This window comes from Cohnella fermenti, from assembly GCF_004801405.1.
Taxonomy (GTDB): Bacteria; Bacillota; Bacilli; order Paenibacillales; family Paenibacillaceae; genus Cohnella; species Cohnella fermenti.
The window spans coordinates 79,572-104,875 of the sequence record NZ_SSOB01000017.1 but is presented as its reverse complement, the minus strand read 5'-3'; the positions used below and the strand labels follow the sequence as shown (position 1 = coordinate 104,875).

The following is a 25,304-nucleotide window of genomic DNA, read 5'->3' as shown; positions in this document are numbered from 1 at the left end:
CTATCATATCAATTATCGGTCGGTCTGACGACCTCATCCGCAAGCGCAGTTTGCGCATCCTCCGCCCATTGTCCGATCATCGCGGCGGCCAGCTGCGTTCGTTGAAGCTGCTCTCTGGAGAATACCCTGTCCTCCCGGGTTCCTGCCAGAAGGACGCCTTGCGGAACGTCCTGCACGAGGATCGGGCAGGCGATCGCCGACATCAACTGCTCGACATGCATAAGCGCCGATTCCTCCCGCTGTCTGGAGCCGTTCGGATGCTCCACGTCGATCACGAGAGAGCGGCCGATGCGCGGCACCGTGCCTTCGATTCCTCTTCCCATTCTAATGGATAGAGTACGGAACCTCTCGTCCCGGCAGCCCGAGGCCGCCCACCACTCCCACTGCCGGTCGCGGGCCCGCTTCCAGGAGACGGCGGCGACGTCGACCTCGAGAAGTTCGCGAAGGGCCGACAGCTCTCTCTCGACGGATTCCCTTGCCAGTACCATTGATCTCACCCCGCAGACGGTATGCCATAGTTTAATTGTAAGCTTTCCGAATCGGACTGTAAGTCGGGGAATTCCCTTATTTTCGCCTCAGGCCGGACCTGGGGAACCCCCTCGGTGAAATTAGGGATTATCGACATGATAATTCAGCGTTCCTCCCGATGGGGGAATTGTTGCGCCGGGAGTATGATGGAATCAAACAGAAGGGAGAGGTTAAACCATGATGAACTGGCTAAGAACGAACAAGATTGCGGCTGGGCTGATGGTTCTGATTCGATTCTATCTCGGTTGGAAGTGGCTCGATGCGGGCTGGCACAAGCTCACTTCGGCAGACGGCTTCCACGCCGCCGGCTTCCTGGGCAATGCGGTGAAGAACCCCGTCCTCGAGACCGGCACGCAAGACGCGCTTTATCCGAACTACTTATACTTCCTTAAGCACTTTGCGGTTCCGAACAGCGGAATCTTCGATCACGTCATTCCTTGGGGCGAATTCCTCGTCGGTCTGGGCCTCATCCTCGGCGCACTGACGACGGCGGCGGCGTTCTTCGGAATGGTAATGAACTTCATGTTCCTGCTGGCGGGCACGGTATCGAGCAACCCTTGGCTGATCCTCTTCGGAATTGTCGTTATGGCGGTCGGGGCTAACGCGGGCCGATTCGGCGTCGACTACTACTTGCTTCCGTACCTGAAGAAGGCAATCGCGGCCGTGTTCCATCATAAGAAGGGGCAGACGCCGCAAACGCCGCAGACTCCGGTCGGGCCTCAAGGCGTAGCCGGTTGACGGACAGTTGGCAGACACTCCAAATAGATTGCGGGAAGAGACGGACGGCGAATGGGCCGCTCCGTTTCTTTATTTTGCCCGCGTGTCAGCAATCGACATCCTCGGCAGTTGAATTCTTCTATAATAGGGACAAAATCGCGATGGAGGAGGCTATTGTCCTATGGCTCAGTTCGCTGCCGTCTTGCGTGAATTAAAGGGCTGGTTGTCGTCGTTCTCGATTGTTCGGCTGCTCGTTCCTTACTCGGTTCATCTCATGCTCGGAGGACTTGCGGTGTTATTCCTTGAGGATATTATGTGGGAAGCCGCCACCTACAAGAACTACGACACGATCGACCTGCTCTTCAACACGATTCCGCTTCACGCTCTCGCTTATTACGGATTCTACTGCGGCATCTGGCTGGCGCTTGTCTCTGCGGGCATCAAGTATTTGCCTTATGCCCTCTGGGGATACGCCTTCCTGGCGCTGTTCCCGTTCCACGGGCTTGTTCTCATGAATTTTATCCAGACTGTGCTGTATGCCGCTGCGGGGGCGCTGCTGTTCCAGTTCGTCGCTTCTTCGTCGTCCGGCGCGAGCTCCAAGGGGGCTTCGGCTTAAGAGAGGCGGGCGGCTTGGAGGCGACCGGGGGCGGCGGAAGGAATCGTAACGCGGTGAAAATAAGGCGTCGATCGGTTGTATGCGGTTGCATGACGGTTGACGCCCGGCGGCAGCGCTGATAAGATAGGTAGCATAAACGCGCGTTCACGCCGCAGAGAAGGAGTCGCCGCCGCAGTGAGAAAGTCGGAGATTAGCTCGGCAGAGATCGCGAGGCTGGCCGGCGTATCGAGAAGCACGGTCAGCCGCGTGGTCAACAACTATTCCAACGTCCCGCCGGACACCCGGGAGAAAGTGATGAACGTCATCCGGGAGCACCGCTACGTGCCCAACCTGTCCGCACAAGTGCTGGCGGGCAAGGGGACGCGGACGATCGGCCTGTTCATGATCGAGCCCGAGCAGGTGTCCCGTGACATCCTGTCCAATATGATGCTGGTCAGCGTGATTGAGCACGCGTCGCTGCGCGAGTATTGCGTCCTGACTTCGATTATCCGCGATACGTCGGACGAGGAGGCGGTCCGGGCGTTGAAGGATATTTTCTACCAGCGCCGCATCGACGGCGGGATCTTCATCGGAGCGGCGAACGAAGAGCCGCTTATCGAGGAGTTGATCGCCGAGGGGTACATCGTCGGCGTTGTCGACCAGCGGCTTCCGGGACGCGAGGAGCCGAACCGGGTTGTCGTGAACTTCGACAACGATTACGGGATGATGCTCGCGGTGGACTTCCTGCATTCGCTGAACCATCGGGAGATCGGCATCGTCACGGGAGACATGAAGCGTTCCTCCGGCCCGACCAAGTATGCGGGCTTCGAGGAAGCGATGAAGCTTCGGGACCTTCCGGTGAACGGCGATTGGGTCATTCCGGGAGGCTTCCACGAATCCGACGGCTACGAGGCGATGAAGAGCTTCCTCGCTTCGGACAAGCGGTTGCCGACGGCCATTATTATGGCGAACGACAGCGTCGCGTTCGGGGCGATCCGGGCGATGCGGGAGCGGGGAATCGACGTCCCCTGGGATATCTCGGTCATCGGCTTCGACGATCATGAGCTCAGTTCCCGGTTCCAGCCGCCGCTGACGACGATCAAGGTCGACTTCGGCGTCATGATGAGGGAATTGGCCGAGGCGGTCATCGTTCACATCGAGGACGAGGAAGCCGGCCGCTTCGAGTATACGGTCCGTTCCGAACTTGTTGTCAGGGAGTCCTGCAGGAAGCTTCAGCCGTGGAACGCACAGAGGAAAGGGTAGGCGAGACGAACATGAGAATCTTCATTACCGGAGCCGGCAGAGGGCTTGGCTTCGAATTGACGGAGGCCGCGGTCCGGGAAGGCCATTCGGTCATTGCTTGCGTGCGGGACGCTTCCCGTCCCGGCGAGAGGTTGACGGAGCTGTTGCAGCGATATCCGGACAGCGTGAGACTGAAGTCGCTCGATGTCGCCAGCGAGGGCGATGCCGCGAGAATTGCGGCCGAGCTCTCGGAGAGCGGGCTGGCCCTCGATGCGATCGTCAACAACGCAGGCATCCTGCTCGGACGCGAGGACGGAATCGAGACGTTATCGATCGAAGAGCTTCGGAAGACGCTGGAGATCAATCTGGTCGGGCCGATTGCGGTCGCGAAGCATCTCGTTCCGCTGATGCGCGGCAGCGATGCCGGCATGGTGCTCAACATCTCTTCCGAGGCGGGCAGCTTCTCCGGCGCCTACGGGGGGGATTACCCGTACGCGATCTCGAAGCTGGCGCTCAACATGTTCACGAAGCAGTTGAACGAGGAGTTGAAGCCGAGGGGGATACGGGCGCTCGCCGTTCATCCGGGGTGGATTCGCACCGATATGGGCGGATCGGCGGCCCCGCTGGCGGCAAGCGACAGCGCCGGAGGCATTCTGGACATTCTGACCGGACGCACGCAAGTGCCGAAGGAGAACGTATTCATTGATTATGCAGGCCGTCCCATGCCGCTCTGACCGCGGCCTTGAACCGCACTTTCCGCCTCTGTCGACCCTTGCGGTCGCGGGGCGGATTTTTTGTGTGCGGGATCGGCCTGCCGAAAGTTGGGGGGAGAATGATTCGACCAATCGTTCGAATGAGTTGAAACGCGAAAAGCATTGATGCGTATAAATAAATGGTAGATTCGCATGGCGCGGCTGAAGGCGGTGCGTTTGACTTTCGACCGATCGTTCGATACGATGTGGCATGATGGCGCATGTGCGGGAATGGTCGAGCCTGCGATGGACAACCTGTTTCTTAAGAAGAGAGAAAAGGAAGCATAAGCTAAAAGGAGTGGAGTTATGCGCAGCATTATCAAGTTCTCGCTCAACAACAAATTCGCTTTATGGATGATTACGGTTATCGTGCTCTTCGCCGGTCTCTATTCGGGAATGAACATGAAGCAAGAGAGCATGCCGAATCTGAGCCTGCCTTACCTCAGCGTAACGGCCATATATCCCGGCGCTTCGCCGGAAGCGGTCGTCGAGCAGGTGACGGCGCCGCTCGAGCAGAAGCTCAAGAACGTGGAAGGCGTCAAGAACGTCACCTCGACTTCGCTCGAGAACGCCTCCTCGATCATGATCGAATTCAACTTCGGTCAAGACATGACTAACGCTACCAATAATGTGAAGGAAGCAATCGAGGGGGTTGATCTTCCGGACAGCGTGAACGCCCCGTCGGTCGCGAAGTTCTCCATCAATTCCTTCCCGGTCATCTCGCTTAGCGTCGCGGGCGGCGAGAGCCTGGAGGCGCTGACGAAGCTCGTGGAGGATCAGATCGCTCCGGAGCTTGAAGGAACGGAAGGCGTCGCTTCGGTCGCGATCTCCGGCCAATACGTCAAGGAAGTGCAATTGAAGTACAAGAAGGACACGCTCGCCCAGCTCGGGTTGACGGAAGAGAACGTGTCGCAGCTTATCCAGGCGGCAGCGGTCAAGGTGCCGCTCGGTATCTTCGAGCTCGGCAAGACGGAGAAGTCGATCGTCGTGGACGGACGGGTGACGACGATCGAGGATCTGCGCAGCCTCCCGCTGCCGGCCGGCGGCGCCTCTCTGAAGCTCGGCGACGTGGCCGATATCGAGATGGTCGGCTCCGCGGAATCGATCTCCCGGACGAACGGTCAGGAATCGATCGGCATCCAGGTCGTCAAGGCGAACGATGCGAATACGGTCGATGTCGTTAATGCCGTGAAGGATGTCAGCAAGGAACTGCAGGAGAAGTATTCCGACATCGACGTCGAGATCATGCTCGACCAAGGCCAGCCGATCGAGGACTCGGTCAAGACGATGCTGGACAAGGCTATCTTCGGAGCGCTGTTCGCGGTCATTATCATTCTGCTGTTCCTGCGCAATCTGCGGTCGACGATTATCTCGATCCTGTCGATCCCGTTGTCGCTCGTTATCGGCATTCTCGTGCTGAAGCAATTCGACGTTACGCTGAACGTCATGACGCTCGGTGCGATGACGGTCGCGATCGGACGGGTCGTCGACGACTCGATTGTCGTCATCGAGAATATTTACCGGCGAATGTCGCTGTCAGGCGAGAAGCTGAGGGGCAAGGAACTGGTGCTTGAGGCGACACGCGAGATGTTCCTTCCGATCATGTCCTCAACGATCGTGACGATCGCGGTCTTCCTGCCGCTTGCGACGGTCAGCGGCCTCGTCGGCCAGTTGTTCCTGCCGTTCGCGCTGACGATTGTCTTCTCGCTGCTCGCCTCGCTGCTCGTGGCGATCACGATTGTGCCGATGATGGCGCATTCGTTGTTCAAGAAGGGGGTCAAGGCGGGCAAGGCCGCGCATCACGAGGACAAGCCGGGCAAGCTGGCTTCCGGCTATCGCCGCTTCCTGGCAGCCTGCTTGCGCCATAAGATCATCACTTCCGTTACGGCGGTCGTCGTCCTGTTGGCGAGCTTCCTGCTCGTGCCGGTCATCGGCGTCAGCTTCCTGCCGGAGACTGAAGATAAATACATGGCGATTACGTACAGCCCGGCGCCTGGAGATCGGATCGAAGACGTCGAGGAGCGCGCGCTTGTCGCCGAGAAGTACTTGCTCGGCCAAGAGGACGTCACGACGCTGCAATACTCCATCGGGGGAAGCGGCAACCCGCTGCAGCAAGGCTCGAGCAAGGGCGGCTTGTTCTACGTCCTGTTCAAGGACGACACGAAGAACTTCGCGGACAAGAAGGAAGCGATTCTCGCCGATCTTCAGTCCCAGATCAATGTCGGCGAGTGGAAGGAGCTCGACATGTCCGGCGGGATCGGCGGCAACACGTTCAGCTTGAGCGTGTACGGCGAAGACTTGCAGGACATCCAGCCGGTCGTGAATCAGATCGCCGAGCTGATGGAGAAGAGCGATTCCTTCGAGAAGGTGGAGACGAGCCTCGCGAAGACGTACGAGCAGTACACGCTCGTCGCCGACCAGCAGAAGCTGAGCAGCTACGGCTTGACGGCCGGACAGCTCGCCATGGCGCTGGCGCCGAGCTATACCCGCCCCGTGCTGACGACGGTGGAAGAGGACGGCAACAGCTACAATGTCTATGTGCAGGCGGATGACGCGGTGTATGGCTCGATCGAGGATATCGAGAACAAGACGCTGCAATCTCCGCTCGGCATGGCGGTTCCGATCAAGGACGTCGCTGCGGTAGAAGAAGGAACGGCGCAGAGCTCGATCGCCCGCGAGAACGGACGGATGGTCGTAACGGTCGAAGCGGAAGCGACGGGAGCCGACGTCTCGAAGGCTTCCTCGGAGCTGCAGGACCAGATCGACAAGCTTGATCTTCCGAGCACGGTCGAAGTCAGCTTCGGCGGCGTCACGGAGCAGATCAACGAGACGTTCACGCAGCTCGGAATCGCAATTCTGGCGGCTATCGCCATCGTCTATCTCGTGTTGGTGCTCACCTTCGGCGGAGCGCTCGCCCCGTTCGCGATCATGTTCTCGCTGCCGTTCGCAATCATCGGCGGCCTGGTTGCCCTCTGGATCGCCGGAGAGACGCTGAGCGTGTCCGCCCTGATGGGGGCGCTGATGTTGATCGGGATTGTCGTCACGAATGCGATCGTGCTCGTCGACCGCGTCATTCACAAGGAGCGCGAGGGGCTGACCACACGCGAGGCGATTCTGGAAGCGGCCGGAACCCGCCTGCGTCCGATCTTGATGACGGCGCTTGCGACGATCGGTGCGCTGCTGCCGCTCGTGCTCGGCTTCGAGAGCGGAGCCGGCATCATCTCGAAGGGGCTCGGCGTGACGGTTATCGGCGGTCTCGTCAGCTCGACCTTGCTCACCCTCATCATCGTTCCGATTGCTTATGAGGTGCTGACGAAGCTCCGCCGGAAGAAGGCGGCGGAATAAGCGAGAATGTGCGAGGCCGATTCGGAGGAATAGAACGATGAATGACAAGAGGCAGCAAATCATCGAAGCGGCGATGCGCTGCTTCTCCCGCAAGGGGGTTCAGGCCACTTCCATCCAGGACATCGTCGACGAGCTCGGCATGGCGAAGGGTTCGCTCTACTTCTACTTCAAGTCCAAGGACGAGCTCATCGTGTCGGTCTTCTCCCACTTCGCCGGGATTGCGCTGTCGGGCATGGCGGAGCGCCCCGGCGAGGAGCGGCTGCCGCGAAGGGAACGCCTCCGGCTCCAATTGCAGAGAAGCATCGAGGTTATTGTGCGCAATCGGAACATTCCGCTTATGCTGGCACGGGAACCGCTCGAGTTCAAGTCGGGGATGAGGAGCATCATGGAGGATGTGCGCTCCCGGCTGTATCGCTGGTACCGCGATCATATCGAGGCCATCTATGGCCCGGAGTCCGTCCCTTACGTCTGGGACGGCGCGGCGATGCTGAGCGGGCTGATGATGGAGTACTACCGTGTGCTTCTGCTCGGGGAGCCGTCCTTCAACGCTTCGAGGCTGGCCGGGTTCGTCGTGAACAGGCTGGACGATCTGATGGCCGGACTGATGAGGGAGAAGGGCACCCCGCTTCTGGGGTTCCGGGATGTGATGGACGGCTTCTCCTTGGAAGAGGAAGAGGGAGAAGCGGCGAAGAGTTTGCCGGCGCTTCTGCGGGAGCTTCGCCGCAAGGCCGAGACGGAGAAGGGCGAGCATTCCCCGGAGCGGTGCGAGGACTTCCTCGCCTCCCTCTCCAGGCTTGAAGAGGAGCTTGCGAAGCCGGTGCCGGATCGAATCATCGTGAGGGGAATGCTGGCATTCCTGAAGGAGGAGGCCAGCCCCTCCTGGCATGAGCTTCTCTCCCAAGTGGAGAATCGGATCGTGCCGGTCTGACGCAACGCTTATGTCAGGCGGGGTGGAAGGACAAAGAGACTGTCCGCGAGCGCGGCGCGCTTGCAGGCAGTCTCTTCGCGTCTTGCGGCCATTCCGTCATTGCGGCGGCTGTTCGGAGCTTAGGAGTACGAGATGGTGAGGTCGAGCTTCCATTCCTCTCCCGGCTTGAGCAGGGCGAGCCCTTCCTTGCGGTTCAGCGCTTCGTTGAGCGCGGTCCACGGCTCGACGCAGACGAACGGCTTGCCTTGCACGCTCCAGAGAACAACCTTGTCGAATTCCGGGCTGTAATCGAGCCGGACGGTGCCTTCGCCAAGCGGGAAGGAGATGGTCGGAGCCTGCGCGTCCAGCAGAGCGACCGATTCGACCAGCGTCGATAGATCGGCCTCGCCGGAATAAGGCTTCGTCTCGCCGTCATTATAGTCATACAGCTTCGTCGCATCCGAAGAATAACGGATTTTCTTGTTGTCCCCGGTCGCGAAGTAAGGATGGAAGCCTGTGTGCACAGGCATGTCCTTCTCCGAGAGGTTGCGATAGCTCTGCTCGATGCGCAGAGCTCCGTCCTCAAGCCGATACGTAAAGCGCAGCTCGAAGTCGAACGGGTACTCCGCCTTCGTCGCTTCGTTGCCGCGCAGGACAAGCGTCAGGGCGGCGGAGCCGGTTGCGTCTTCGGCGGCGACTTCCCATGCGGAGGTGCGTGCGACGCCATGGTTCTTCATCCGATAGACGACGCCCTCCCATTCGTATTCGCCGCCGACCAGTTGGCCGCAGATGGGGAAGAGCACCGGGATGCCGCCGCGAATGTTCGCCGTCGGGTCCAGGAAGGTTGCCCGGTCCAGATAGAGGAGCTCCTTGCCGCGAAGCTTGCACCCGATGACGATGCCGCCTCTCTCGGGGCAGATGAGAACGTGCGAATCGGTGGCTTCGTCCGTCAGCTCGTAGATGCGATACGTGTCTTCATAACTCGATATGCGGTAGCGGGATGCCGTGCTGCTCAATGCGAACGCCTCCGATGTCAAATAGGATTAAGTGATCTTATTATAGCAGGACAACGGTCACCGCGTCGAAGCGCCGCAATTCCGCTTGGCTTCGCGTCGAAGAATCGCGTTTTTCCCACAGGGAATAGTCGTTAAGGCCTGATTTATGTAAAGTTTAGAAACAACTTGAGCTCGGCTGTCGTTATAGAATGTGGAATGAAGCGCATCGAACTTGAGAACGAGAAGGAGAGTGCAGGATGCCGCCAGGAACAACGCCGCCGCCCTCCTCGAATGTTCGTCCGACTCCCGGCCGGACGACCGGCCGCAAGCCGGAATCGCCAAGCCGAATTCAAAGCGCCCGATCGCGCCGCCCGGGCAAGCAATCGAGAGGATTGCTGGCGCTGAAGCTTCTCTTGATGCTGGCCACGGTGTCGTTGCTGCTCGCGGCGCTGTTCCTCGCCTGGTTCTTCCTTACGCCGTCCGGCACCTCGTTCCGGTATCGGATGGCCGATACGCTGATCACGACGCAGCACAGGCATTGGGCCGCTTACTTGGTCGGAGAGGAAGGACTGAAGGAGCGGGTGGCGGAGTATGCCAAGCAGTTCGAGGAGATGGGCGAGGAGCGCGACACCCATGAGATCGTCGCTCCCTCGGATAAGGAGCCGGACGAGGACGCGGCCAAACCGGTGCCTCTGACGGACATCGAGCCGATATCCGGCGACGGTTATAAAGGATACTTGCTGACGGTAAGCGATCCGACCAAGGTGCGGCTTGTCGTCACGAGCACGAAGGGCAAGGGCGAGAAGGTCACGAGCATGGTCAAGAGAACCGGGGCGATCGCCGGGGTGAACGCCGGAGGCTTCGCCGATCCGAATTGGCAGGGCAACGGCTTCCAGCCGATCGGCATGGTCATCTCGCAGGGCAAGGTGTTCTACCGGGATATCGGCATGGACCAGAACGCGCAGATCGTCGGCATCGACAAGGAAGGGAAGATGATCGCGGGCCGCTACACGATCAACGAGTTGCTCGAGCTGGGCATCTCCGAAGCGGTCAGCTTCTCGCCGCGAATCATCGTCAACGGCAAAGGGCTGATTAAGAACCATAGCCAAGGCTGGGGCATCGCTCCTCGAACGGTCATGGGCCAGAAGGAAGACGGCTCGATCCTGTTCCTGACGATCGACGGCCGCCAACCCGGCTACAGCATCGGGGCCGATCTGTACGACGCGCAGGAGATTATGCTCGAGCATGGTGCGGTCATCGCCGCCAATCTGGACGGTGGCTCTTCCACGGTGCTCGTGACGGAAGGCGGAGAGATCGCGAACAAGCCGTCTTCGACGCACGGAGAACGTTACCTGCCGACCGCATGGCTCGTGTTCGACAATCCTTCCTCGGTGACCGTGAACAATATTTGGGCGGGATTGACGGCCAAGGATATCGATCCTTCCAAGTGGTGACGGACAGACTCGCAATAACGAACCAAAGCCCCTTCGATCGTTGAAGGGGCTTTGGCGTTCTCGGTGATTTTTTCCCCCCCGTGGTCAGTACATCATAACGCCGAGAGGGCCGTTCTCGTCGATAATGTCCTCAATCTCGTAGACGGAGATGGGAAAGTAAGGGAACCCCCAGGCGTAAGGGACGATGGCGTACAGCGGGAAGTAGACGACCAGCGCCTTGTCGGCGATGTAGAAGTCCTGGTCGTCGGCAATGCCGGGATAGTCGCCGAGCAACGGCAGCTTGCGCGCCTTGATCTGCGCCTGGATAATGTCGTTGAGCCGCTTCTTGTAGTTGCTGCCCGGCTTGAACAGCTCGCCCAGCGTGTAGCTCTTGCCGTTCTCCACGTCGAACGTGAGGGACTTCTGCAGCGTGTTGCCGTGTGCGCCGCCCGTGAATGTGTAATTCAGCAGCGAGAGGCTGAGTACCCCGCGCTGGTTGTTCTTCACTTCGAATGTACCGTCCATCTCCTGGATATCGGGGCTGGGGTAGCTCTGATCCTTCATCAGCTCGTGCGTGAGCTTCAGAATATCGTCGTTCATCTTCTTCTTGGCCGCATCGTTCGTTCCGCCGGATACGACGGGAACGTTCACCTTGATGTGAGGCTCCGTGATTCGGTGGATGGCGATCGGCAACATAAGCGTCTGACCGTTCATTCTCGTTCCCCTTTGCCGTTGGGCTATTGTCTCTACAGCCTATGCCGAGGGGGGACCAGGGGTGAGAAACGAGTCGATTCGCCAGGGCAAAAAATGTTAAAAAAATACATGCAGTTAAAGTGTTGACTTTGTCCATGAAACTAAGTAATATATAGAAGTCGTCGCGCTGATGTAGCTCAGCTGGTAGAGCAACGCATTCGTAATGCGTAGGTCGGGGGTTCGAATCCCTTCATCAGCACCATTTACGAACATGACTGCGGTTCCTGATTAAGGGAGCTGCTTTTTTTACATTTGCGCCCGCACTTGATCCTGTCTGCTCACGCCTGCACCTCGAACGAATCGGCCCGCCGCACCATCCTCGCAGCTCGCATAGATCGCAATTCCGCAATCCTGCATTCTTGTATTCCCGATAACGCACTTATGGAAAGGGTGCCGACCAATGGAGAAGCTCATTCTCGAAATGATGGAAAAGATGACGACAGGGTTCGCGGAGATCAAAGGCGAGATTGCCGGGATCAAGAGCGAGATCGTTGAGATCAAGGGCGAGATCATCGTGATGAAAGGTGAGATCGCCGAGATCAAGGAAGATATCGTCGTGATGAAGAGCGAGATCGCCGAGATCAAGGTCGTGCAGGCGGAGCACGGGGTGAAGCTCGATCGGATCGAGCTGTCGCTCGAAGGCATCCGCGAGCAGGCGGCGGCCAGCGCGGAGGATATTACGGGGCTTAGGCTGGTCCATAAGAAGGAGTAGGCGCAGTGGCGAGCATAGAAGATTTTGTTCAATTGGATATTCGCATCGGAACCGTCGTTCACGCCGAGCCGTTCCCGGAGGCGCGCAAGCCTGCGATCAAGCTGCGGATCGACTTCGGCGAGCTCGGCGTGAAGCGGTCTTCCGCTCAGATCACGAAGCGCTACGTTCCTGAGCAATTGCTCGGCAGCCAGGTTGTCGCGATCGTGAACTTCCCTCCCCGGCGAATCGCCGGCTACGAGTCCGAGGTTCTTGTGCTCGGGGGCGTTCCGGGAGAGGGAGACGTCGTGCTTCTCAGGCCGGACGAGCCGGTGGACAACGGAACCAAGATCGAATAAGCGGAGCCGATTCCTGCCTGTGGCGGGATCGGCTCTTCTTGTTCACTGGACTAGCGAATAAACGCCTCGAGGAACGATGTCGCCGCAGCGGTCGTCTCGGCGCGGCTTCGCGGCAGAGGGGCGACCCGTTCGCGCTCCAGCTTCCCGAGCTCCTCCCACAGAATCGCCTCGAACGTGCGGCGCTGAATCTGCTCCAGCCGCTTGTAGGCGAGCTTGTGGGTCACCCCGAAGTGCGAGGAGATCCAATCCGCGGCTTCGCTCTGCCGTTCGGGCAGGTTCGCGTCCCGCAGCATGAAGGAAGGGACGGAGGCGTAGAGTACGAAGCGGTTCGCATCCGCCTCCTGGTGCTCCAGGAACGATTGCGGCATCAGCGCTTGGCTGCCCGCATGCCTCAGAACGTGGCACAGCTCGTGCAGGAAGTCCTCCCACTGTTCGGCCCGGCTGAGCCTGCGATCGAGCAGGATCGAACGCATTCCCATCCACTCCAACGCTTTGCTGGATTGATTCAGATAGTGAACCCACACATTCAGGCGTGCGGCAACCTCATCAACGTTAAGCTGGGCAGGCGACGAGATTCCGGCTCTCCTCCACAGGTTCTCGATCCACTGTTCCATCGGAGTCGTTTTGTAGTACCGAAGCATGGCAGCACCTCATTTTCCAACAAGGGAATATATGTTCGTATTTGTGGCGGAAAGAAACGCCCTCTCGGGCGCACTTTACTTATCATAATACAAATTGGACAAAATGTTTACTCTCCCTGACGGTCGCCAGGCTTGCGGTTTCGTTCCTTATCTCGAATAAACTCCCAGAATCTCCGCATCTCTTCTTTTCTCTCTTCCGGGGCATCGAGATAGTCTTTGAAAAAAACGCCGTGCTCCGGATTGCGGATAAAAAGCTCGAACTCGGCGTAGAGGGCGGAGTCCCCGCTCGCAAGTGTCGAGTCTTCCGTTCGGCCGAGCAAATAGTCGGTCGTCGTGCGATAATATTCGGCGAACCGGCTCAGCATCTCCGGCTCCGGCTTGCGATCGTCCGATTCGTATCGGGACAACTGCACGTTGCTGATCTCCAGCTCTCGCGCGGCATCCATCTGCGTCTTGCCGAACCGCTCTCGCCTCTCCCTTAGTCGCTTGCCCAGCGTCATCGCGAATCTTCCTTTTCTCCGTGGATGGTAGGTTTAGTATAACAGATTTTCCGTTCTGGTAAAACATCAAGGAGAAATTGCCAATATTATGGTTGACAATTGCCAATTCGGTAATATATGATCGTCTCAGCTTCAGAATTTGGATATTGCAGCAACATTGGGGAACGGAGCAGACGTTGTTGATATGGTGGTTTTGCCAAATTGGCAAAGTTGCCAAATGGCAACGACAAAGCGGCAAAGTGAAAAAAACAAAACGGAATAACCGCAAAGGAGCGTGGAGGAACATGACATTCCAACCGAAGCTGATTCGAACCATCGATCTGGGAGGCGCGACGGCCGACAATTACAGACGAACCCGCCAGGAGCTGCTGCTGGCGGCCGACCGGCTGACGCGCCGCATGAAGGAAGCGGAACCGGTGCGGACGATGGAACAGATTGAAGCGGTGCTGGCGCTCGAGAGCGACCGCAAAACGATCGTCGAGATGATCTCAAGCTGCTCCTATATCATCGAATGGCTGGAGACCGGCAGAAGGCCGGGCAACCGGCGAGGCGTCGAGAGGCTGGCCTCTTACCAGCGGGAGATTCCGACCGACCCGGCCCGGCTGCCGGCGGGGGAGAGCCGGGACGAATACGACCTGGGAGAAGCGGAGCCGGAGGCGGCCGATATTCGTTCCCGCCGCCTGGAATCGGCGATGAGAGGGCTGTCGGAGCGCGAGCGCGATTGCTTCTCGCTTGCCCGAGGGAACGGGCGCTCCTTGTCCGAGATTGCGGAGCTGCTGCAGATCAGCAAGTCGAGCGCCGGCACCTACACGCTTCGAGCGCAGCGGAAGATCGCCGCCAATGTCGGCAAGCCCGCCGATCTCGTTGGCTAGGAAGCTTGTCGTACGATTGCCACCTAAGGATGAGAGGGCCGCGAAGGCCCGATCGCAGAACCGGAACGGGAGGGCGAGCGAACATGAAGCAGAAGGATGTGGCGGCGAATGCGCGATGGAATTAGGCAGCGGCTGATCGCCGAGATTCCCTCGATTGGAGGGAGGGTGCTCGAATCCCACGAGGACGGCCTGACGGCGGACAAGCCTTACCTGGTCTTGATTCAAGGCGAAGAGGGCATCTCGAGCGATTGGACGGGTGTGAATCGCTTCTACGAAGTCTGGCCGTATGAAGCGGAGACGGCAGGGTTCGCGGCGATCGACGAGCTCGCGCAAGCGATCGTTCAATCGCTGGAAGGGAATGCGCTGACGGACGCTTCGACGGGCGAGGTGTTCACCTGCAACTATGCGGGAACGATCGGCTCCGACTTGGCGGACGAGGAACGTCAGGCATTGACGAGAGGGCTGCGCTTCACCGTCTCGGCCATCGAAGCGGCGGAGCGGGCAGAGACCGTTCCGCGGGATGCATGGACGGAAGCGTTGATCCTCTGGACGAAGTCGCTGCTCGGTGCAGCCTGGTCGGTCTACGGGGAACGATGGCCTCCGGGTTATCTGGCTCCCGCCGTTCTGTGGCGAATCGTCGGCCTGGAGACGTCGGATGGGAATGCGGCTTCCGTGAATGTTCGCAAGCAACTGACCGGGCATGTGCTCGGGAGGACCCCGAACGAGCAGACGGAGGCGATCGTTCGCCTGGCGGAGGAATTGAAGCGAAGCGGCAAGATCGAGCTGGACTCCGAGCAGAAGCGATTCATCACTGTTCGGGAATGCGCCGCGATGGTGGATGCCGACGCGCTCCGATTCGGCCAACTGGCGGTGACGCTGTCCCGGCGTTCGGTCCGGAGCGAGGAAGGCTCGGAGGAAGAGGCTCCACTGATGAGAGAGATTCATTATCGTTCTGCCGCATACGGGGGCGGATGATCTCGACTGAATTATTCATTTCCAAAAAAGAAAGGTGAGCGAATACGATGGCTGGAGGAAATTGGAGCACGACGGATATGCCGGTATTGCCCGGCTTCTATATGGCTTTTAAAGCGGCGGCAACGGCTGCCGTTCAAGCGGGAACAAGGGGCGTTGTCGCCCTTCCGGTCCGGGCGCATTGGGGCCCGGTCAAGCAGGTCACCGAGATTGCAAGCGAGAGCGGTGCGATCGAAGCGTTCTCGGAGCTTGGCGAAGGAGGAGCTACCGCTTACACGGCGCTGCGTCTGGCGCTGCTGGGCGGCGCGAGCAAGGTGCTCGCCTATCGGCTGTCGGACGGAACCGATGCGGCTGCCACGGCAATCCTTAAGGACACGACGGCAACGCCGGTGAACGTCCTGAAGCTGACAGCGCGTTATACGGGCGAACGCGGCAATGCGTTCAAGGCGACCGTGCAGGAGAACGCCTCCGATTCGAGCAAGAAGGATCTCAAGCTCTATGAAGGAGCGACGCTGCTGCGCACCTTCACATTCGCGGGCGATGCGATTCAGGCGGCCGTCGACGCCGTCAACGGCGATGCCGCGAACAAGTGGGTGACCGCGGAGAAGCTGGGCGAGGGCAACGGCGTGCTGGCATCCGTCATCGGGGCTGCGCTGGACGGAGGCTCCTCCGGGATCGGCGGCATCGACAACGCGGATTATCAAGAAGCGTTCGCCGCATTCGAGACGCAGGCGTTCGATGCTTTCGCATTGGATGGAGAATCGGAGGCTTCCCTGCAGGCAAGCGTGCTGAGCTGGGTGTCCCGCATTCGTTCGGAAGGACTCGGCGTCATCGCCGTGCTCGGCGGCTCCTCCGGCGACGATCAGGCGGCGGACGCGGTCGCGAAGGCGACGGCTCGCAGCGCGCTGTTCAACAGCGAGGGCATCGTGAGCGTCGGTGTCGGCGCGAAGGAAGGCGATGCCGTCTACAGCTCGGCGCAGCTGTCCGCCTATGTGGCAGGCCTGATCGCGGGGCAGAGCCTCAGCGAATCGACGACGTACGCTTCGGCTCCGTTCCAGGACGTATCGCGCCGCTGGACTCGCAGCGAACAGGAGCAGGCGGTTGCGGGCGGGGTCTTCCTCCATGTGCATGACGGTCGTCAGGTAAAGGCGCTTCGCGGCGTCAACAGCCTCGTCTCTCCCGGCCAAGGCCAGAGTGCGGCTTGGAAAAAGATTCGCACGATCCGCGTGCTGGATGCGATCAACTCGGATCTGCGACGCACGGCGGAGGACAGCTATGTCGGCAAGGTCAACAACACGGAGGAAGGCCGCCTGGCCTTGATCGGCGCTTGCAAGCAATATTTGCAGTCGCTGGCGCAGTCCGGCGTCATCGAAGCGACCGGCTTCGACGTGTACGAGGACAAGAGCATCGCCGCCGAAGCGGATCAGGTCTTCCTGAAGTGGGAAGCGAAGCTGACCGATGTGGTGGAACAAATTTTCGGCACGTTTACCGTGCAATAAGGGGGATAACGGAACATGATGGATCCGACGAGAGCGATTCTGGGTACGTACGGGCAAGTGTTTATCGACGGTGTCTGGCAGACGAACATCAACCACCTGGAGGCTTCCGTGGAGGTGGAGAAGCGCGAGCTGAAGCTGGCCGGCGCGGAATGGACCGTTCATAAGCTCGGGGCGAAGAAGGGGACCGGCACGATGAGCGGCTACAAGGTAACGAGCGACATGATCCAGAAGGGCTTCGCGAAGTTCGAGGTCATCAACAAGCTGGCCGATCCGGAGTCCTACGGCTTCGAGCGTATTCGCCTTATCAACTGCGTGGCGGACAAGATCCAGCTTGCCAACTGGACGGCGGGCGAGGAAGTGGCCGAGGAGACGGCCTTCACGTTCGAGGGCTACGAGCTGCTCGATCCGATTACGGCCAACTAAGGAAAGGAGGGAACGGGCAATGGCATCGGAATTCGAAGCATTGACGGAAGACCAGGTGCTCGAGCGGCTGCTTGCCGCCGACACCGTGCCGGAGAAGGCGGTGCTGCTGGAGCGGATGGGCATCCCGGTGCGTCTGCGCGGCCTGACCGGCAAGCAGGTGTTCGCGATTCGCGAGCGCTGCACGGAGCGCAAGGAGAAGCGCGGCCAGACGATCGAGCGGCTCGACGAGGAGCTGTTCAACGTCTCGCTGATCGCGGCTGCGACGGTCACCCCGAATTGGGGCGACGCGAAGCTGGTAACGAAATTCTCGGCCAGCGGAGCGGAAGAAGTGATCAAGCGCATTCTGCTTGCCGGAGAGCTGTCGGCCCTGGGTGACGTGGTGCTCGATCTGTCCGGCTTCAACACGGAGCTCGAAGACGTAAAAAACTGATCCGAACCGGGGCGAAAGCCGGCATGCTTCATGCCATCTGGGTCCGCCATCACCTGCGCCCCGGTCAATTCTGGCAGTTGCCGCGCGGCGAGCAACTGTTCCTGATGGCAAGCATGGAGCTCGAGCTGGAGGCCGCCTCCAAGGCGGCCGGCTCCGGGTAGGAAGGAGGTGCGAGGATGGCGGCGGAATCTGTCGCGAGCATCGATATCGTCATCGACGCCGACGGCCTGCGGAAGACGGGCCAGGCTCTGAAGACGATGGAGAAGTATATGGAGAAGATCAAACGGCGGGCGGAGGCCTTGAACCGAATTCGGATTATTCCGGTCATTCGGCTGAGCGATTGCCTCTGCAAGCCGATTCGGAATATTCGCATGAAGCTGACCGAACTGACGCGCACGGATTGGGTGATCAACGTCCGGGCGAAGTTCTCGCTGAGCAGCAAGCTGCTGGAGAAGTTCAAAGCTTCGCTCAAAGCGAGTCTCGAATTGGACGTCAAACTCGAGATTACCGCCAAGATCATGGCCGAGATCACAATGAAGTTTACGGGCAAGGGCGGCAGAGAAGACGACTGCAAGTGTAAATGCAAGTGTTCGGATGGCGGTCAGGGCGGCGATAGCTGGTGGAAGGAGCTATTGAAGAAAATACTCGAGACCGCAATCGAGACCTTGGTAGAGAAATTCGTCGGAGATCTCTACGATCTGTTCAAAAAGAAACTCGGCAAATTGGGAAATATCGGCGGCGCGCTGAGATGGGGCAAGGCGATCTTCTCCGGGTCGAAGGACTGGGTTAAGGACAAGCTGTCGGGGGCCAAGGACTGGGCCAAGGACAAGGTGTCGTCCGGCGGGGCGAAGCTGTCGCGAGCAAAGGACTGGGTCAAGGACAAGGTGTCGTCCGGCGGGGCGAAGCTGTCGAGGGCAAAGGACTGGATCAAAGACAAGCTGCCGTCGGGCGGGGCGATGCTATCGAGGGCGAAGGACTGGGCCAAAGGCAAGCTGCCATCGGGCGGGGCGATGCTATCGGGTGCGAAGGACTGGCTCAAAGGCAAAGCCGGCTCCCTTGCGACTCCGCTCAAAAAGGTCGGCACCGCAACCAAATCGGTCGGCAAGCTGCTGGGCAAGTCTGTCGGTAAAGCGGCCAGGCCGCTTGCCCTCGCCTTGGATGTGTTCGACATCGCCACGGCGAAGCCGGGCAAGGAACGCAACAAGGCGATCGGCGAGGCGATCGGCGGAAGCGTCGGTGCGATTGCGGGAGGCGCCCTGGGCACCTTCCTGGGCCCGGGAATCGGAACGACGATCGGGACGATGGTAGGCGGGGCTGCAGGGAGCTGGATCGGCGGCAAGATCGGCGAGGCGGCGGGCAGCATCAAGTGGCCTTGGAAAAAGAAGAAGAAGGCGCCGGAAGTGATGCCCGAATCGACGGACGGAGGCGCGGTCGTGTCCGGCACGAGCTCTATCTATGCGCAGACAAACCTCGGGATCAAAGCCTCCGCCCAAGCGGCAACGGCATCCGCCTCGACCAATGTCAGCATCATGAACGGAGCCGTCCAGCTCAGCATCCGGCAGGACCAGCAGATCGACTACGACGCCATCTCCGCGCAGATCGGAGCGCAGCTTGCGGTCTCGATCCGCCAGAGCATCGAGAACCGCGCCTGAGCAGGCGCAAGACGATTCGAGAGCGGGTGAACGCGAATGGACATTTATTTGATAGACGATACGGACAAGTTCCACTTCCCGGTGAACCCGGAAGAGATTGCGATCAACCGGGAGAAGCAGTATGAGACGTTCCAGATCATCTCTCTCGGCGAAGTCGATATGGCGCAGCAATCGAAGATCAAGGAGATCTCGTTCTCCTCGTTCTTCCCCCAGACGGAGGATTCGAGCTACTGCCGCTATACGGGCATTCCCGATCCGCAACTGGCGCTTCAGAAGCTGATCACGCTCCTGGTTGCCAAGAAGCCGGTTCGGCTGCTTATCACGGAGACGAAGGTCAACGTTCTCGTCTTCGTCGCTTCGGTCAACACCGTGTTCCGGGGAGGCGAGCCGGGCGACATCAGCTTCGACATCACCTTCCGCACGTGGCGGGAGATGAAGGTGAAGAAGGCGGGCGCGGAGGCGGCGGGAGCTTCCGCCGTCCGATCGGATACGAAGGCCGTCCCGAAGATTTATGTCGTGAAGGCGGGCGATACGCTGTCCGCGATCGCCAAGCGGGAGCTCGGCAGCAGCTCGAAGTGGAGCGTCATCTATGAGAGAAACAAGGCGGTTATCGGCAAGGACCCGAACCTTATCCGCGTTGGACAGAAGCTGGTGATGCCATGAGTTACGAGGTGGTTCTGGCTGAGAAGTACGATCTCACCGACCTGGTCGAGGAGCTCACGCTTGAGGAATCGCTGGAGGAGATCGCTTGCCGCGTCAGCATCCTGCTTGCGGTCACGCCGGACTTCCCGGCGATCGCTCCCGGCCAGTCGATCCGGATCTCCGGCACGCCATACGGAGGCTCGGGCAAGAAGGATCTGCTGAATCCCGGCCTTATCTGGGAGTGCTCCAGCACGAACAACGGCAGCAAGCGGCTTACCCTTACGGTTTACGACAAGACGATCTACCTGGCCAAGTCGGAGGACGAGCGGCTTCTGCTTGCGGGACAGACGGCCTCGCAAAGGCTGAGAGCCTACGCGAAGGACTGGAACATCCCCATCGGATCGCTTCCGGACACCCGGATTCTCCTCGCTCGCAGCGTAAGGCGCATTCAGTCGATTTTCTCCATGGTGCAGGAAGACTTGAAGGAGACGACCGACAAGGGCGGCGACATGTACCGTCCCCGGATGGACGAGGGGGGCCTTACGCTCTACCGGATCGGGAGCAACTCCGACGTGTGGGAGCTCGAGGCGCTGGAAGAGGTCGTGCAGGTTCGCACGCTGGAAGGCGCAGTGACGCAGGTGAAGGTGCTCGGCAGCTCGGGGAGCGATAAGAGGCTGTCTCCGGTGCTGGCGATTGTCCAAGGGGAGATCGAGAAGTACGGGACGCTGCAGAAGGTTATTCAGGACTGCGCGATCGAGACGGTGGCCCAGGCCAAGGAAGCGGCCAAGAACTTGCTGATGGGCATGCAGGAGACGTTCACGGTGACGGCTCCGGACATCAATACGATTCGCGCCGGGGACAAGGTTCGGTTAAACGGGCTGGAGCTCTACGTCCTGTCGGTCAAGCACAGGCTTGGCCTTCCGGGGCATATGGAGCTGGAACTTGCGAGAGAGGCGAAAGTAAGGAGGGATTGGTGTGTCTGATCCTTATCGGAATCTCGTGTCTTCGCTCGAGCGGCGGTTCAGCGGGATCGTGTCGCAGGCGGTGTCGGGAGTCGGCGCGGAGCTTGGGACGATCACAGGCGGCGGGCTGAAGCTCGATTCGTTTAAGCACGAGATTCCGGATTACGGGGTGGCGGAGTGGACGGCGAAGCTGCATCTTCCGAACTTCTCCATGGTGGGGACGATGACCTCGCCGGTTCGGGAGGACGGGACTGCGCTGGCGGGAGCTTCGACTTCCGTGCCGACTCGATTCGATTTCGCGCAAGCGGAGGTCGAAGGAGTGAAGGTGGAGTTCAGAAGCGGATTTGTCCCGGGGGACCGGGTGCTGGCGATCTCCGTGAATGACGGCAATCATGCGGTAGTCGTGTGCAAGGTGGTGAGCGCGGATGGCTAGCTTGTTTCCGGAGGCGGAGACGGCGGAGGACGCGGCAGCGGCGGCAACCGGCGAGGAAGAGATCGTCTTCGGCCGCAGCCCGAGATTCGATTATTTGGCGGGAGACTTCGTGAGAACGCCGACCGGCCGAATCGCGGAAGCGGACGGGACGGAGGCCTGGCTGGAATGGTGCGCCAAGGCGCTTCTGACGGAGCGATATAAATATCTGGTGTATTCGAGAGGGTACGGGCAGGAGTTCGACGGGCTGATCGGCTTGAACCTGTCCCGAGAGGCCGTGCAGAGCGAGATTGCGCGGATTGCGACGGAGACGCTGATGGCCGATCCCCGGACAGCGGCGGTCGGGAACTTTGTTTTTGAATGGGAGAAGGAGCGGGTGGCGTTCTCGTGTGAGGCAAGGAATGCGCGCGAGGAGACGGGAACCGTTCAAGGAAGCGTGGTGACGACGATATGACGGCATTGCCGGATTATTTGCAAGACCAGACGGAGGAAGCCATTATGGACCGGATGCTGGCTCGCCTGCCTGCGGACGTAGACAAGTCGGAGGGCTCCTTCTTCTGGGATGCGCTGGCCCCGATTGCCTACGAGCTGTTTAATTCGGCGGTCTGGGCGCAGGAGGTGCTGAGGCGGGGGTTCGCGTCCACGACATTCGGGGCTTACCTGGACTTGAGGGGCGAGGAGCACGGCATCGCCCGCAGGGAAGCCCAGAAGGCAACCGGTTCGGTGAAAATAACGGGAGCGGAGGGGACGGTCATTCCTGCGGGGACGCTGCTGGCGACGGAGGCGGATTCGGCGACGAATTCGGCATCGGTCGAGTTCGCGACCGATGCGGACATGGCGATTGGCCCGAGCGGGACGGCGCTCGTCGCGGTGACGGCAGCGGAAGCGGGAGCGCGGGGCAATGTGGCCGCATTGGCGGTTAAGCTGACGATGATCGCGATCGCCGGGGTGACGGCGGTGTCGAACGAAGCGGCGATGAGCGGCGGCTCGGACATCGAGAGCGACGAGGAACTGCTCGTTCGGCTGCTCGCGAAGATTCGCCAGCCGGCCACCTCGGGCAATGCGGCGCAGTACCGCCAGTGGGCGCTCGAGGTGCCCGGTGTCGGGGATGCGCGGGTGTTCCCGCTCTGGGACGGCCCGGGCACGGTCAAGCTTGTGCTGGCCGATGCGCAGCGGCTGCCCGCGAACTCGGCGCTTGTCGAGGAAACCCGGGATTATGTGGAGAGCGTGAGGCCGATCGGCGCGACGGTGACGGTCGCTCCCGCGGCGGCGAAGACCGTGAACGTGGCGGCGACGGTGTCGCTCGCTGCCGGTTACTCGCTGCAGGAGGTCAAGGACTCGTATGAGGCTTTGGTGGCGGATTATTTTCGCGAGACGGTGTTCAAGAATTCGTATGTAAGCAACGCGAAGCTCGGAACTCTGCTGCTCGGCGTTCCGGGGGTGCTCGATTATTCGGAGCTCACGGTGAACGGGGCTGCGACGAACGCGCCTCTTGCGGACGAGGAGATTCCGGTGCTGGGAAGCGTCGAATTGGGGGTGTAGGGCATGGGATATGAGTTCGCCGCCAAGCTGAACAAGAAGCCAAGCGGAGAGACGTATTCGATCGAGGAGGCGTTCCCTACTTCGAACGGAGTCTATGAGGGGCCTCTCTCCCATGACAACGTTCCGGTGTCCTCCATTCGGGTGTATACCGGATCGCGGCTGTCGGGGGAGCAGGTGACGAACTTCGCCGTCTCGATTCCTTCGGATTCGCCATGGCGAAGATCGATTCGCATCTATTCGGAGGCGAACCCGGTCTATGTCGTTTACGAGACTCCGGGCGACACGGTCGAAGCGGAGGATATCAACTTGCTGCAGGATCGGCTGAACGAGACCCGGGAGGAGCTGGAGCAATACGTGGGCTTCGGGGTCATCGACGGAGGAACATTTTAAGAGGAGGTTTAACATGGCGCAAACAGTAAGAATCCGGCGCGGCACCAAGGCGGAATTGACGGCCCGAGGCGCTCTGTTGTCCGGGGAGATGGGGTTCTGCACCGATACGAAGGAAGTCTATATCGGCGACGGAACGAGCAATCTGTTCGTCGGCCGGGCCATGTCGGGCACGTACGCGAACCGGCCGAGCGCCGCCTATTCCGGTCGCACGTATTACGTCACTTCGGGATCAAACGCCGGTTATCTGTATCTGGACGACGGCACGCAATGGGTGAGGATGAACGCGATCGGCTTGTCCGATCTGACCGGGACGCTTGACGACATCGCGGAGGGAGCGAGCTATGGCAAGGTGCTGAAGACGGAGCTGACGTCCGGCCGCGTGAGCAGGCTCAGCGACGGCACGGCGGCTGTGACCGCTGCGGAAGCGCGCTCCCACTTGGACGATGCGGCCAAGCACCGACAGATCAATGACTCCGGAACGTCGGCCACGGAGCTGTGGTCCGCCCAGAAGATTCGGAACGAGATCGAGCTGGCCAAGCACAACATCGAGCCCCAGGCGTCGGTCAAGAATCAAACGACGACGACGCCTCCGGCCTCCGGCAACGCGGAAGGGGATCGCTACATCGTTCCGACCGGTGCGACAGGGGCATGGGCCGGCAAGCAGACGCAGATCGCCGAATGGCAGTCGAGCGCTTGGGTTTACTATACGCCTGACGTCGGCTGGACGTGTTATGTGGATGCCGAGCAGAAAATTTATAGCTGGAACGGGACCGCCTGGGTGCGAACGGGCGGCGCTCTGCAGACGGTTACGGCAGGGGCCGGCTTGACCGGAGGCGGGCAGGCGGACACGGTCGTTCTGGACGTCGGTGCCGGCAACGGGATCACGGTTGCGGCGGATGCGGTCGCGGTCAAGGCTTACCGGGGGATCACGGTCAGCTCCAGCGGGGTTGCCGCTTATATCGACGAGAGCAGCCTTGTGTACGATTCGGCGAACGGCAACCGCCTGACGGTCGGCACGATCGACGGCGGAACGTTCTAAGGCGGTGATGAGGTTATGGCTCGCAAGGTTCTGATCCAAATCCGGCGCGGACTAGAGGCCGCCATCGGCACGTTGGCGGACGGAGAGCTTGGGTATTGCACGGATTCCAAGAAGCTTTATGTCGGCACGGCATCCTCGGGCAACGTGCTTCTCGTGGCGGCTCAGTCCGTGGGAGACATGCTGAAGGGCATCTACGATACGAACGGCAACGGCAAGGTCGATTCCTCCGAAACGGCGGACAGTGTGGCCTGGACAGGGGTGTCAGGCAAGCCGACGACGCTGTCCGGCTACGGCATTACGGATGCGGCAACCAAGCTTGAGGTGGCCGCCAAGCTGAGTCCCGGCGTGACCTGGAATCAGTTGAAGGGGGTGTAGGCCGTGGAATACGGAGCAGCGTCGTACGGCGTGCTGATCTATTCGGACGAGACCGAGGAGACGGGCTCGACATCGGGCAACCCGCCGGATCTGTTAAGCTATCTGCCCTATTATTATGCGAACAGCCGCTTGATGAAGGCTCTTCAAGCGACGATCGCGGAAGAGGCGGGCATGCAGCGTTTCGCGGCGGACGAGACTCTTCGCCAACTGTTCGTCAGCACGGCGACGTGGGGACTGGATCGCTGGGAGGACGAATTGGGGCTCGGTATCGATTCGTCCAAGACGGTGGAACGGCGCCGGGAGCAAGTGACGGCCGCGCTTCGCGGAGTCGGCACGACGACTTCGGCGGCGATTGTCTCCGCGGCCGCGGCGTTCAGCGGCGGCGAGGTTCGGGTGACGGAGTACTCTTCGGAGTATCGGTTCGAGATTCAATTCATCGGGGTGAAGGGAATTCCGGCGAACATGCAGGGCTTCCTGGCCATGCTGGAGGCGATCAAGCCGGCGCACCTGGTTTACAGCATTAAATATACGTACACGACATGGGATCAACTGTCCGGGCTGCTGTGGTCCGACGCAGGATTGAAGACGTGGAACGAACTTAAAGTTTACGAAGGAGCGTGA

30 protein-coding genes and 1 tRNA gene are annotated in these 25,304 nt (G+C 60.1%); 26 read left to right on the top strand and 5 right to left on the bottom strand.

Going from position 1 to position 25,304, the window contains the following annotated elements; genetic code table 11:
- Positions 1–8 precede the first annotated feature (8 nt).
- A complete protein-coding gene (locus E6C55_RS15210) occupies positions 9–488 on the bottom strand; it encodes a GAF domain-containing protein (protein WP_136370653.1) in 480 nt (159 codons plus the stop codon).
- Between the two features lie 217 nt (positions 489–705).
- On the opposite strand from E6C55_RS15210, the gene E6C55_RS15205 reads away from it, so the two are divergent.
- The 6 genes from E6C55_RS15205 to E6C55_RS15180 all read left to right on the top strand — a co-directional run bounded on the left by E6C55_RS15205 (position 706) and on the right by E6C55_RS15180 (position 8,107).
- Positions 706–1,266, top strand: coding sequence for a TQO small subunit DoxD (locus E6C55_RS15205; RefSeq protein WP_211093589.1), 561 nt, complete (start codon positions 706–708; stop codon positions 1,264–1,266).
- A 160-nt stretch (positions 1,267–1,426) separates the two neighbouring features.
- Complete coding sequence (locus E6C55_RS15200; RefSeq protein ID WP_136370652.1) at positions 1,427–1,861, top strand: hypothetical protein; 435 nt, start codon at positions 1,427–1,429, stop codon at positions 1,859–1,861.
- Between the two features lie 174 nt (positions 1,862–2,035).
- On the top strand, positions 2,036–3,103 hold the full coding sequence (locus E6C55_RS15195) for a LacI family DNA-binding transcriptional regulator (RefSeq protein WP_136370651.1): 1,068 nt from the start codon (positions 2,036–2,038) through the stop codon (positions 3,101–3,103).
- An 11-nt stretch (positions 3,104–3,114) separates the two neighbouring features.
- Positions 3,115–3,816, top strand: a complete 702-nt coding sequence (locus E6C55_RS15190; protein ID WP_136370650.1) for an SDR family oxidoreductase — start codon at positions 3,115–3,117, stop codon at positions 3,814–3,816.
- Positions 3,817–4,140: 324 nt separating this feature from the next.
- Positions 4,141–7,179, top strand: a complete 3,039-nt coding sequence (locus E6C55_RS15185) for an efflux RND transporter permease subunit (RefSeq protein ID WP_136370649.1) — start codon at positions 4,141–4,143, stop codon at positions 7,177–7,179.
- A 37-nt stretch (positions 7,180–7,216) separates the two neighbouring features.
- On the top strand, positions 7,217–8,107 hold the full coding sequence (locus E6C55_RS15180) for a TetR/AcrR family transcriptional regulator (RefSeq protein WP_136370648.1): 891 nt from the start codon (positions 7,217–7,219) through the stop codon (positions 8,105–8,107).
- 119 nt (positions 8,108–8,226) lie between these two features.
- Here the strand turns inward: E6C55_RS15180 and E6C55_RS15175 are convergent, their stop codons facing one another.
- Positions 8,227–9,102, bottom strand: a complete 876-nt coding sequence (locus tag E6C55_RS15175; protein ID WP_136370647.1) for an aldose epimerase family protein — start codon at positions 9,100–9,102, stop codon at positions 8,227–8,229.
- 236 nt (positions 9,103–9,338) lie between these two features.
- On the opposite strand from E6C55_RS15175, the gene E6C55_RS15170 reads away from it, so the two are divergent.
- Positions 9,339–10,535, top strand: a complete 1,197-nt coding sequence (locus tag E6C55_RS15170) for a phosphodiester glycosidase family protein (protein WP_407923736.1) — start codon at positions 9,339–9,341, stop codon at positions 10,533–10,535.
- Positions 10,536–10,619: 84 nt separating this feature from the next.
- Here E6C55_RS15170 and E6C55_RS15165 read toward each other — a convergent pair whose 3' ends face one another.
- Positions 10,620–11,228, bottom strand: a complete 609-nt coding sequence (locus E6C55_RS15165; RefSeq protein ID WP_136370646.1) for a DUF3298 and DUF4163 domain-containing protein — start codon at positions 11,226–11,228, stop codon at positions 10,620–10,622.
- 165 nt (positions 11,229–11,393) lie between these two features.
- Between E6C55_RS15165 and E6C55_RS15160 the strand changes: the two genes are divergently transcribed.
- The 3 genes from E6C55_RS15160 to csaA all read left to right on the top strand — a co-directional run bounded on the left by E6C55_RS15160 (position 11,394) and on the right by csaA (position 12,314).
- Positions 11,394–11,469, top strand: a tRNA-Thr gene (locus tag E6C55_RS15160).
- A gap of 198 nt (positions 11,470–11,667) precedes the next feature.
- A complete protein-coding gene (locus E6C55_RS15155) occupies positions 11,668–11,979 on the top strand; it encodes a hypothetical protein (protein WP_136370645.1) in 312 nt (103 codons plus the stop codon).
- A 5-nt stretch (positions 11,980–11,984) separates the two neighbouring features.
- A complete protein-coding gene (csaA, locus tag E6C55_RS15150; RefSeq protein ID WP_136370644.1) occupies positions 11,985–12,314 on the top strand; it encodes a chaperone CsaA in 330 nt (109 codons plus the stop codon).
- A gap of 50 nt (positions 12,315–12,364) precedes the next feature.
- On the opposite strand, the gene E6C55_RS15145 is transcribed toward csaA, so the two are convergent.
- Both E6C55_RS15145 and E6C55_RS15140 read right to left on the bottom strand, forming a co-directional pair.
- Positions 12,365–12,955: an ImmA/IrrE family metallo-endopeptidase gene (locus tag E6C55_RS15145; protein ID WP_136370643.1), complete on the bottom strand. Its 591-nt coding sequence runs from the start codon at positions 12,953–12,955 to the stop codon at positions 12,365–12,367.
- Between the two features lie 107 nt (positions 12,956–13,062).
- Positions 13,063–13,455 carry a helix-turn-helix domain-containing protein gene (locus E6C55_RS15140; RefSeq protein ID WP_136370642.1) on the bottom strand — a complete coding sequence of 131 codons (393 nt, stop codon included), beginning with the start codon at positions 13,453–13,455 and terminating at the stop codon, positions 13,063–13,065.
- A 284-nt stretch (positions 13,456–13,739) separates the two neighbouring features.
- Here E6C55_RS15140 and E6C55_RS15135 point away from each other — a divergent pair, with 284 nt between their 5' ends.
- From E6C55_RS15135 to E6C55_RS15065, 16 genes are all read left to right on the top strand, one after another.
- Entirely contained in the window at positions 13,740–14,327 is a 588-nt protein-coding gene (locus tag E6C55_RS15135) for a sigma factor-like helix-turn-helix DNA-binding protein (protein WP_136370641.1), read from the top strand.
- Between the two features lie 108 nt (positions 14,328–14,435).
- Positions 14,436–15,302 carry a hypothetical protein gene (locus E6C55_RS15130; RefSeq protein WP_136370640.1) on the top strand — a complete coding sequence of 289 codons (867 nt, stop codon included), beginning with the start codon at positions 14,436–14,438 and terminating at the stop codon, positions 15,300–15,302.
- 47 nt (positions 15,303–15,349) lie between these two features.
- Positions 15,350–16,798, top strand: a complete 1,449-nt coding sequence (locus E6C55_RS15125; protein ID WP_136370639.1) for a phage tail sheath subtilisin-like domain-containing protein — start codon at positions 15,350–15,352, stop codon at positions 16,796–16,798.
- Between the two features lie 15 nt (positions 16,799–16,813).
- The gene (locus E6C55_RS15120) at positions 16,814–17,221 is read left to right on the top strand and encodes a phage tail tube protein (protein ID WP_136370638.1); all 408 of its coding nucleotides are present in this window, start codon (positions 16,814–16,816) and stop codon (positions 17,219–17,221) included.
- A 19-nt stretch (positions 17,222–17,240) separates the two neighbouring features.
- Positions 17,241–17,651 carry a phage tail assembly chaperone gene (locus tag E6C55_RS15115; RefSeq protein ID WP_136370637.1) on the top strand — a complete coding sequence of 137 codons (411 nt, stop codon included), beginning with the start codon at positions 17,241–17,243 and terminating at the stop codon, positions 17,649–17,651.
- A 23-nt stretch (positions 17,652–17,674) separates the two neighbouring features.
- Entirely contained in the window at positions 17,675–17,812 is a 138-nt protein-coding gene (locus E6C55_RS33845) for a hypothetical protein (RefSeq protein ID WP_168735657.1), read from the top strand.
- A 15-nt stretch (positions 17,813–17,827) separates the two neighbouring features.
- A complete protein-coding gene (locus E6C55_RS15110) occupies positions 17,828–19,303 on the top strand; it encodes a hypothetical protein (RefSeq protein WP_136370636.1) in 1,476 nt (491 codons plus the stop codon).
- A 36-nt stretch (positions 19,304–19,339) separates the two neighbouring features.
- Positions 19,340–19,966 (top strand): LysM peptidoglycan-binding domain-containing protein, encoded by a 627-nt coding sequence (locus tag E6C55_RS15105; protein WP_136370635.1) that lies wholly within the window; start codon positions 19,340–19,342, stop codon positions 19,964–19,966.
- Positions 19,963–20,928: an XkdQ/YqbQ family protein gene (locus E6C55_RS15100; protein WP_136370634.1), complete on the top strand. Its 966-nt coding sequence runs from the start codon at positions 19,963–19,965 to the stop codon at positions 20,926–20,928. Before E6C55_RS15105 ends, E6C55_RS15100 begins: the two co-directional genes overlap by 4 nt.
- Entirely contained in the window at positions 20,921–21,340 is a 420-nt protein-coding gene (locus E6C55_RS15095) for a hypothetical protein (RefSeq protein WP_136370633.1), read from the top strand. The genes E6C55_RS15100 and E6C55_RS15095 overlap by 8 nt, the downstream gene beginning before the upstream one ends.
- Positions 21,333–21,791 (top strand): DUF2634 domain-containing protein, encoded by a 459-nt coding sequence (locus tag E6C55_RS15090; RefSeq protein WP_136370632.1) that lies wholly within the window; start codon positions 21,333–21,335, stop codon positions 21,789–21,791. The genes E6C55_RS15095 and E6C55_RS15090 overlap by 8 nt, the downstream gene beginning before the upstream one ends.
- On the top strand, positions 21,788–22,879 hold the full coding sequence (locus E6C55_RS15085; RefSeq protein WP_136370631.1) for a baseplate J/gp47 family protein: 1,092 nt from the start codon (positions 21,788–21,790) through the stop codon (positions 22,877–22,879). The genes E6C55_RS15090 and E6C55_RS15085 overlap by 4 nt, the downstream gene beginning before the upstream one ends.
- Before the next feature lie 3 nt (positions 22,880–22,882).
- A complete protein-coding gene (locus tag E6C55_RS15080; protein ID WP_136370630.1) occupies positions 22,883–23,269 on the top strand; it encodes a phosphoglucomutase in 387 nt (128 codons plus the stop codon).
- Between the two features lie 13 nt (positions 23,270–23,282).
- Positions 23,283–24,308: a DUF2793 domain-containing protein gene (locus E6C55_RS15075; RefSeq protein ID WP_136370629.1), complete on the top strand. Its 1,026-nt coding sequence runs from the start codon at positions 23,283–23,285 to the stop codon at positions 24,306–24,308.
- A gap of 15 nt (positions 24,309–24,323) precedes the next feature.
- Positions 24,324–24,683, top strand: coding sequence for a hyaluronate lyase N-terminal domain-containing protein (locus E6C55_RS15070; RefSeq protein ID WP_136370628.1), 360 nt, complete (start codon positions 24,324–24,326; stop codon positions 24,681–24,683).
- Positions 24,684–24,686: 3 nt separating this feature from the next.
- The gene (locus E6C55_RS15065; RefSeq protein ID WP_230986696.1) at positions 24,687–25,304 is read left to right on the top strand and encodes a putative phage tail protein; all 618 of its coding nucleotides are present in this window, start codon (positions 24,687–24,689) and stop codon (positions 25,302–25,304) included.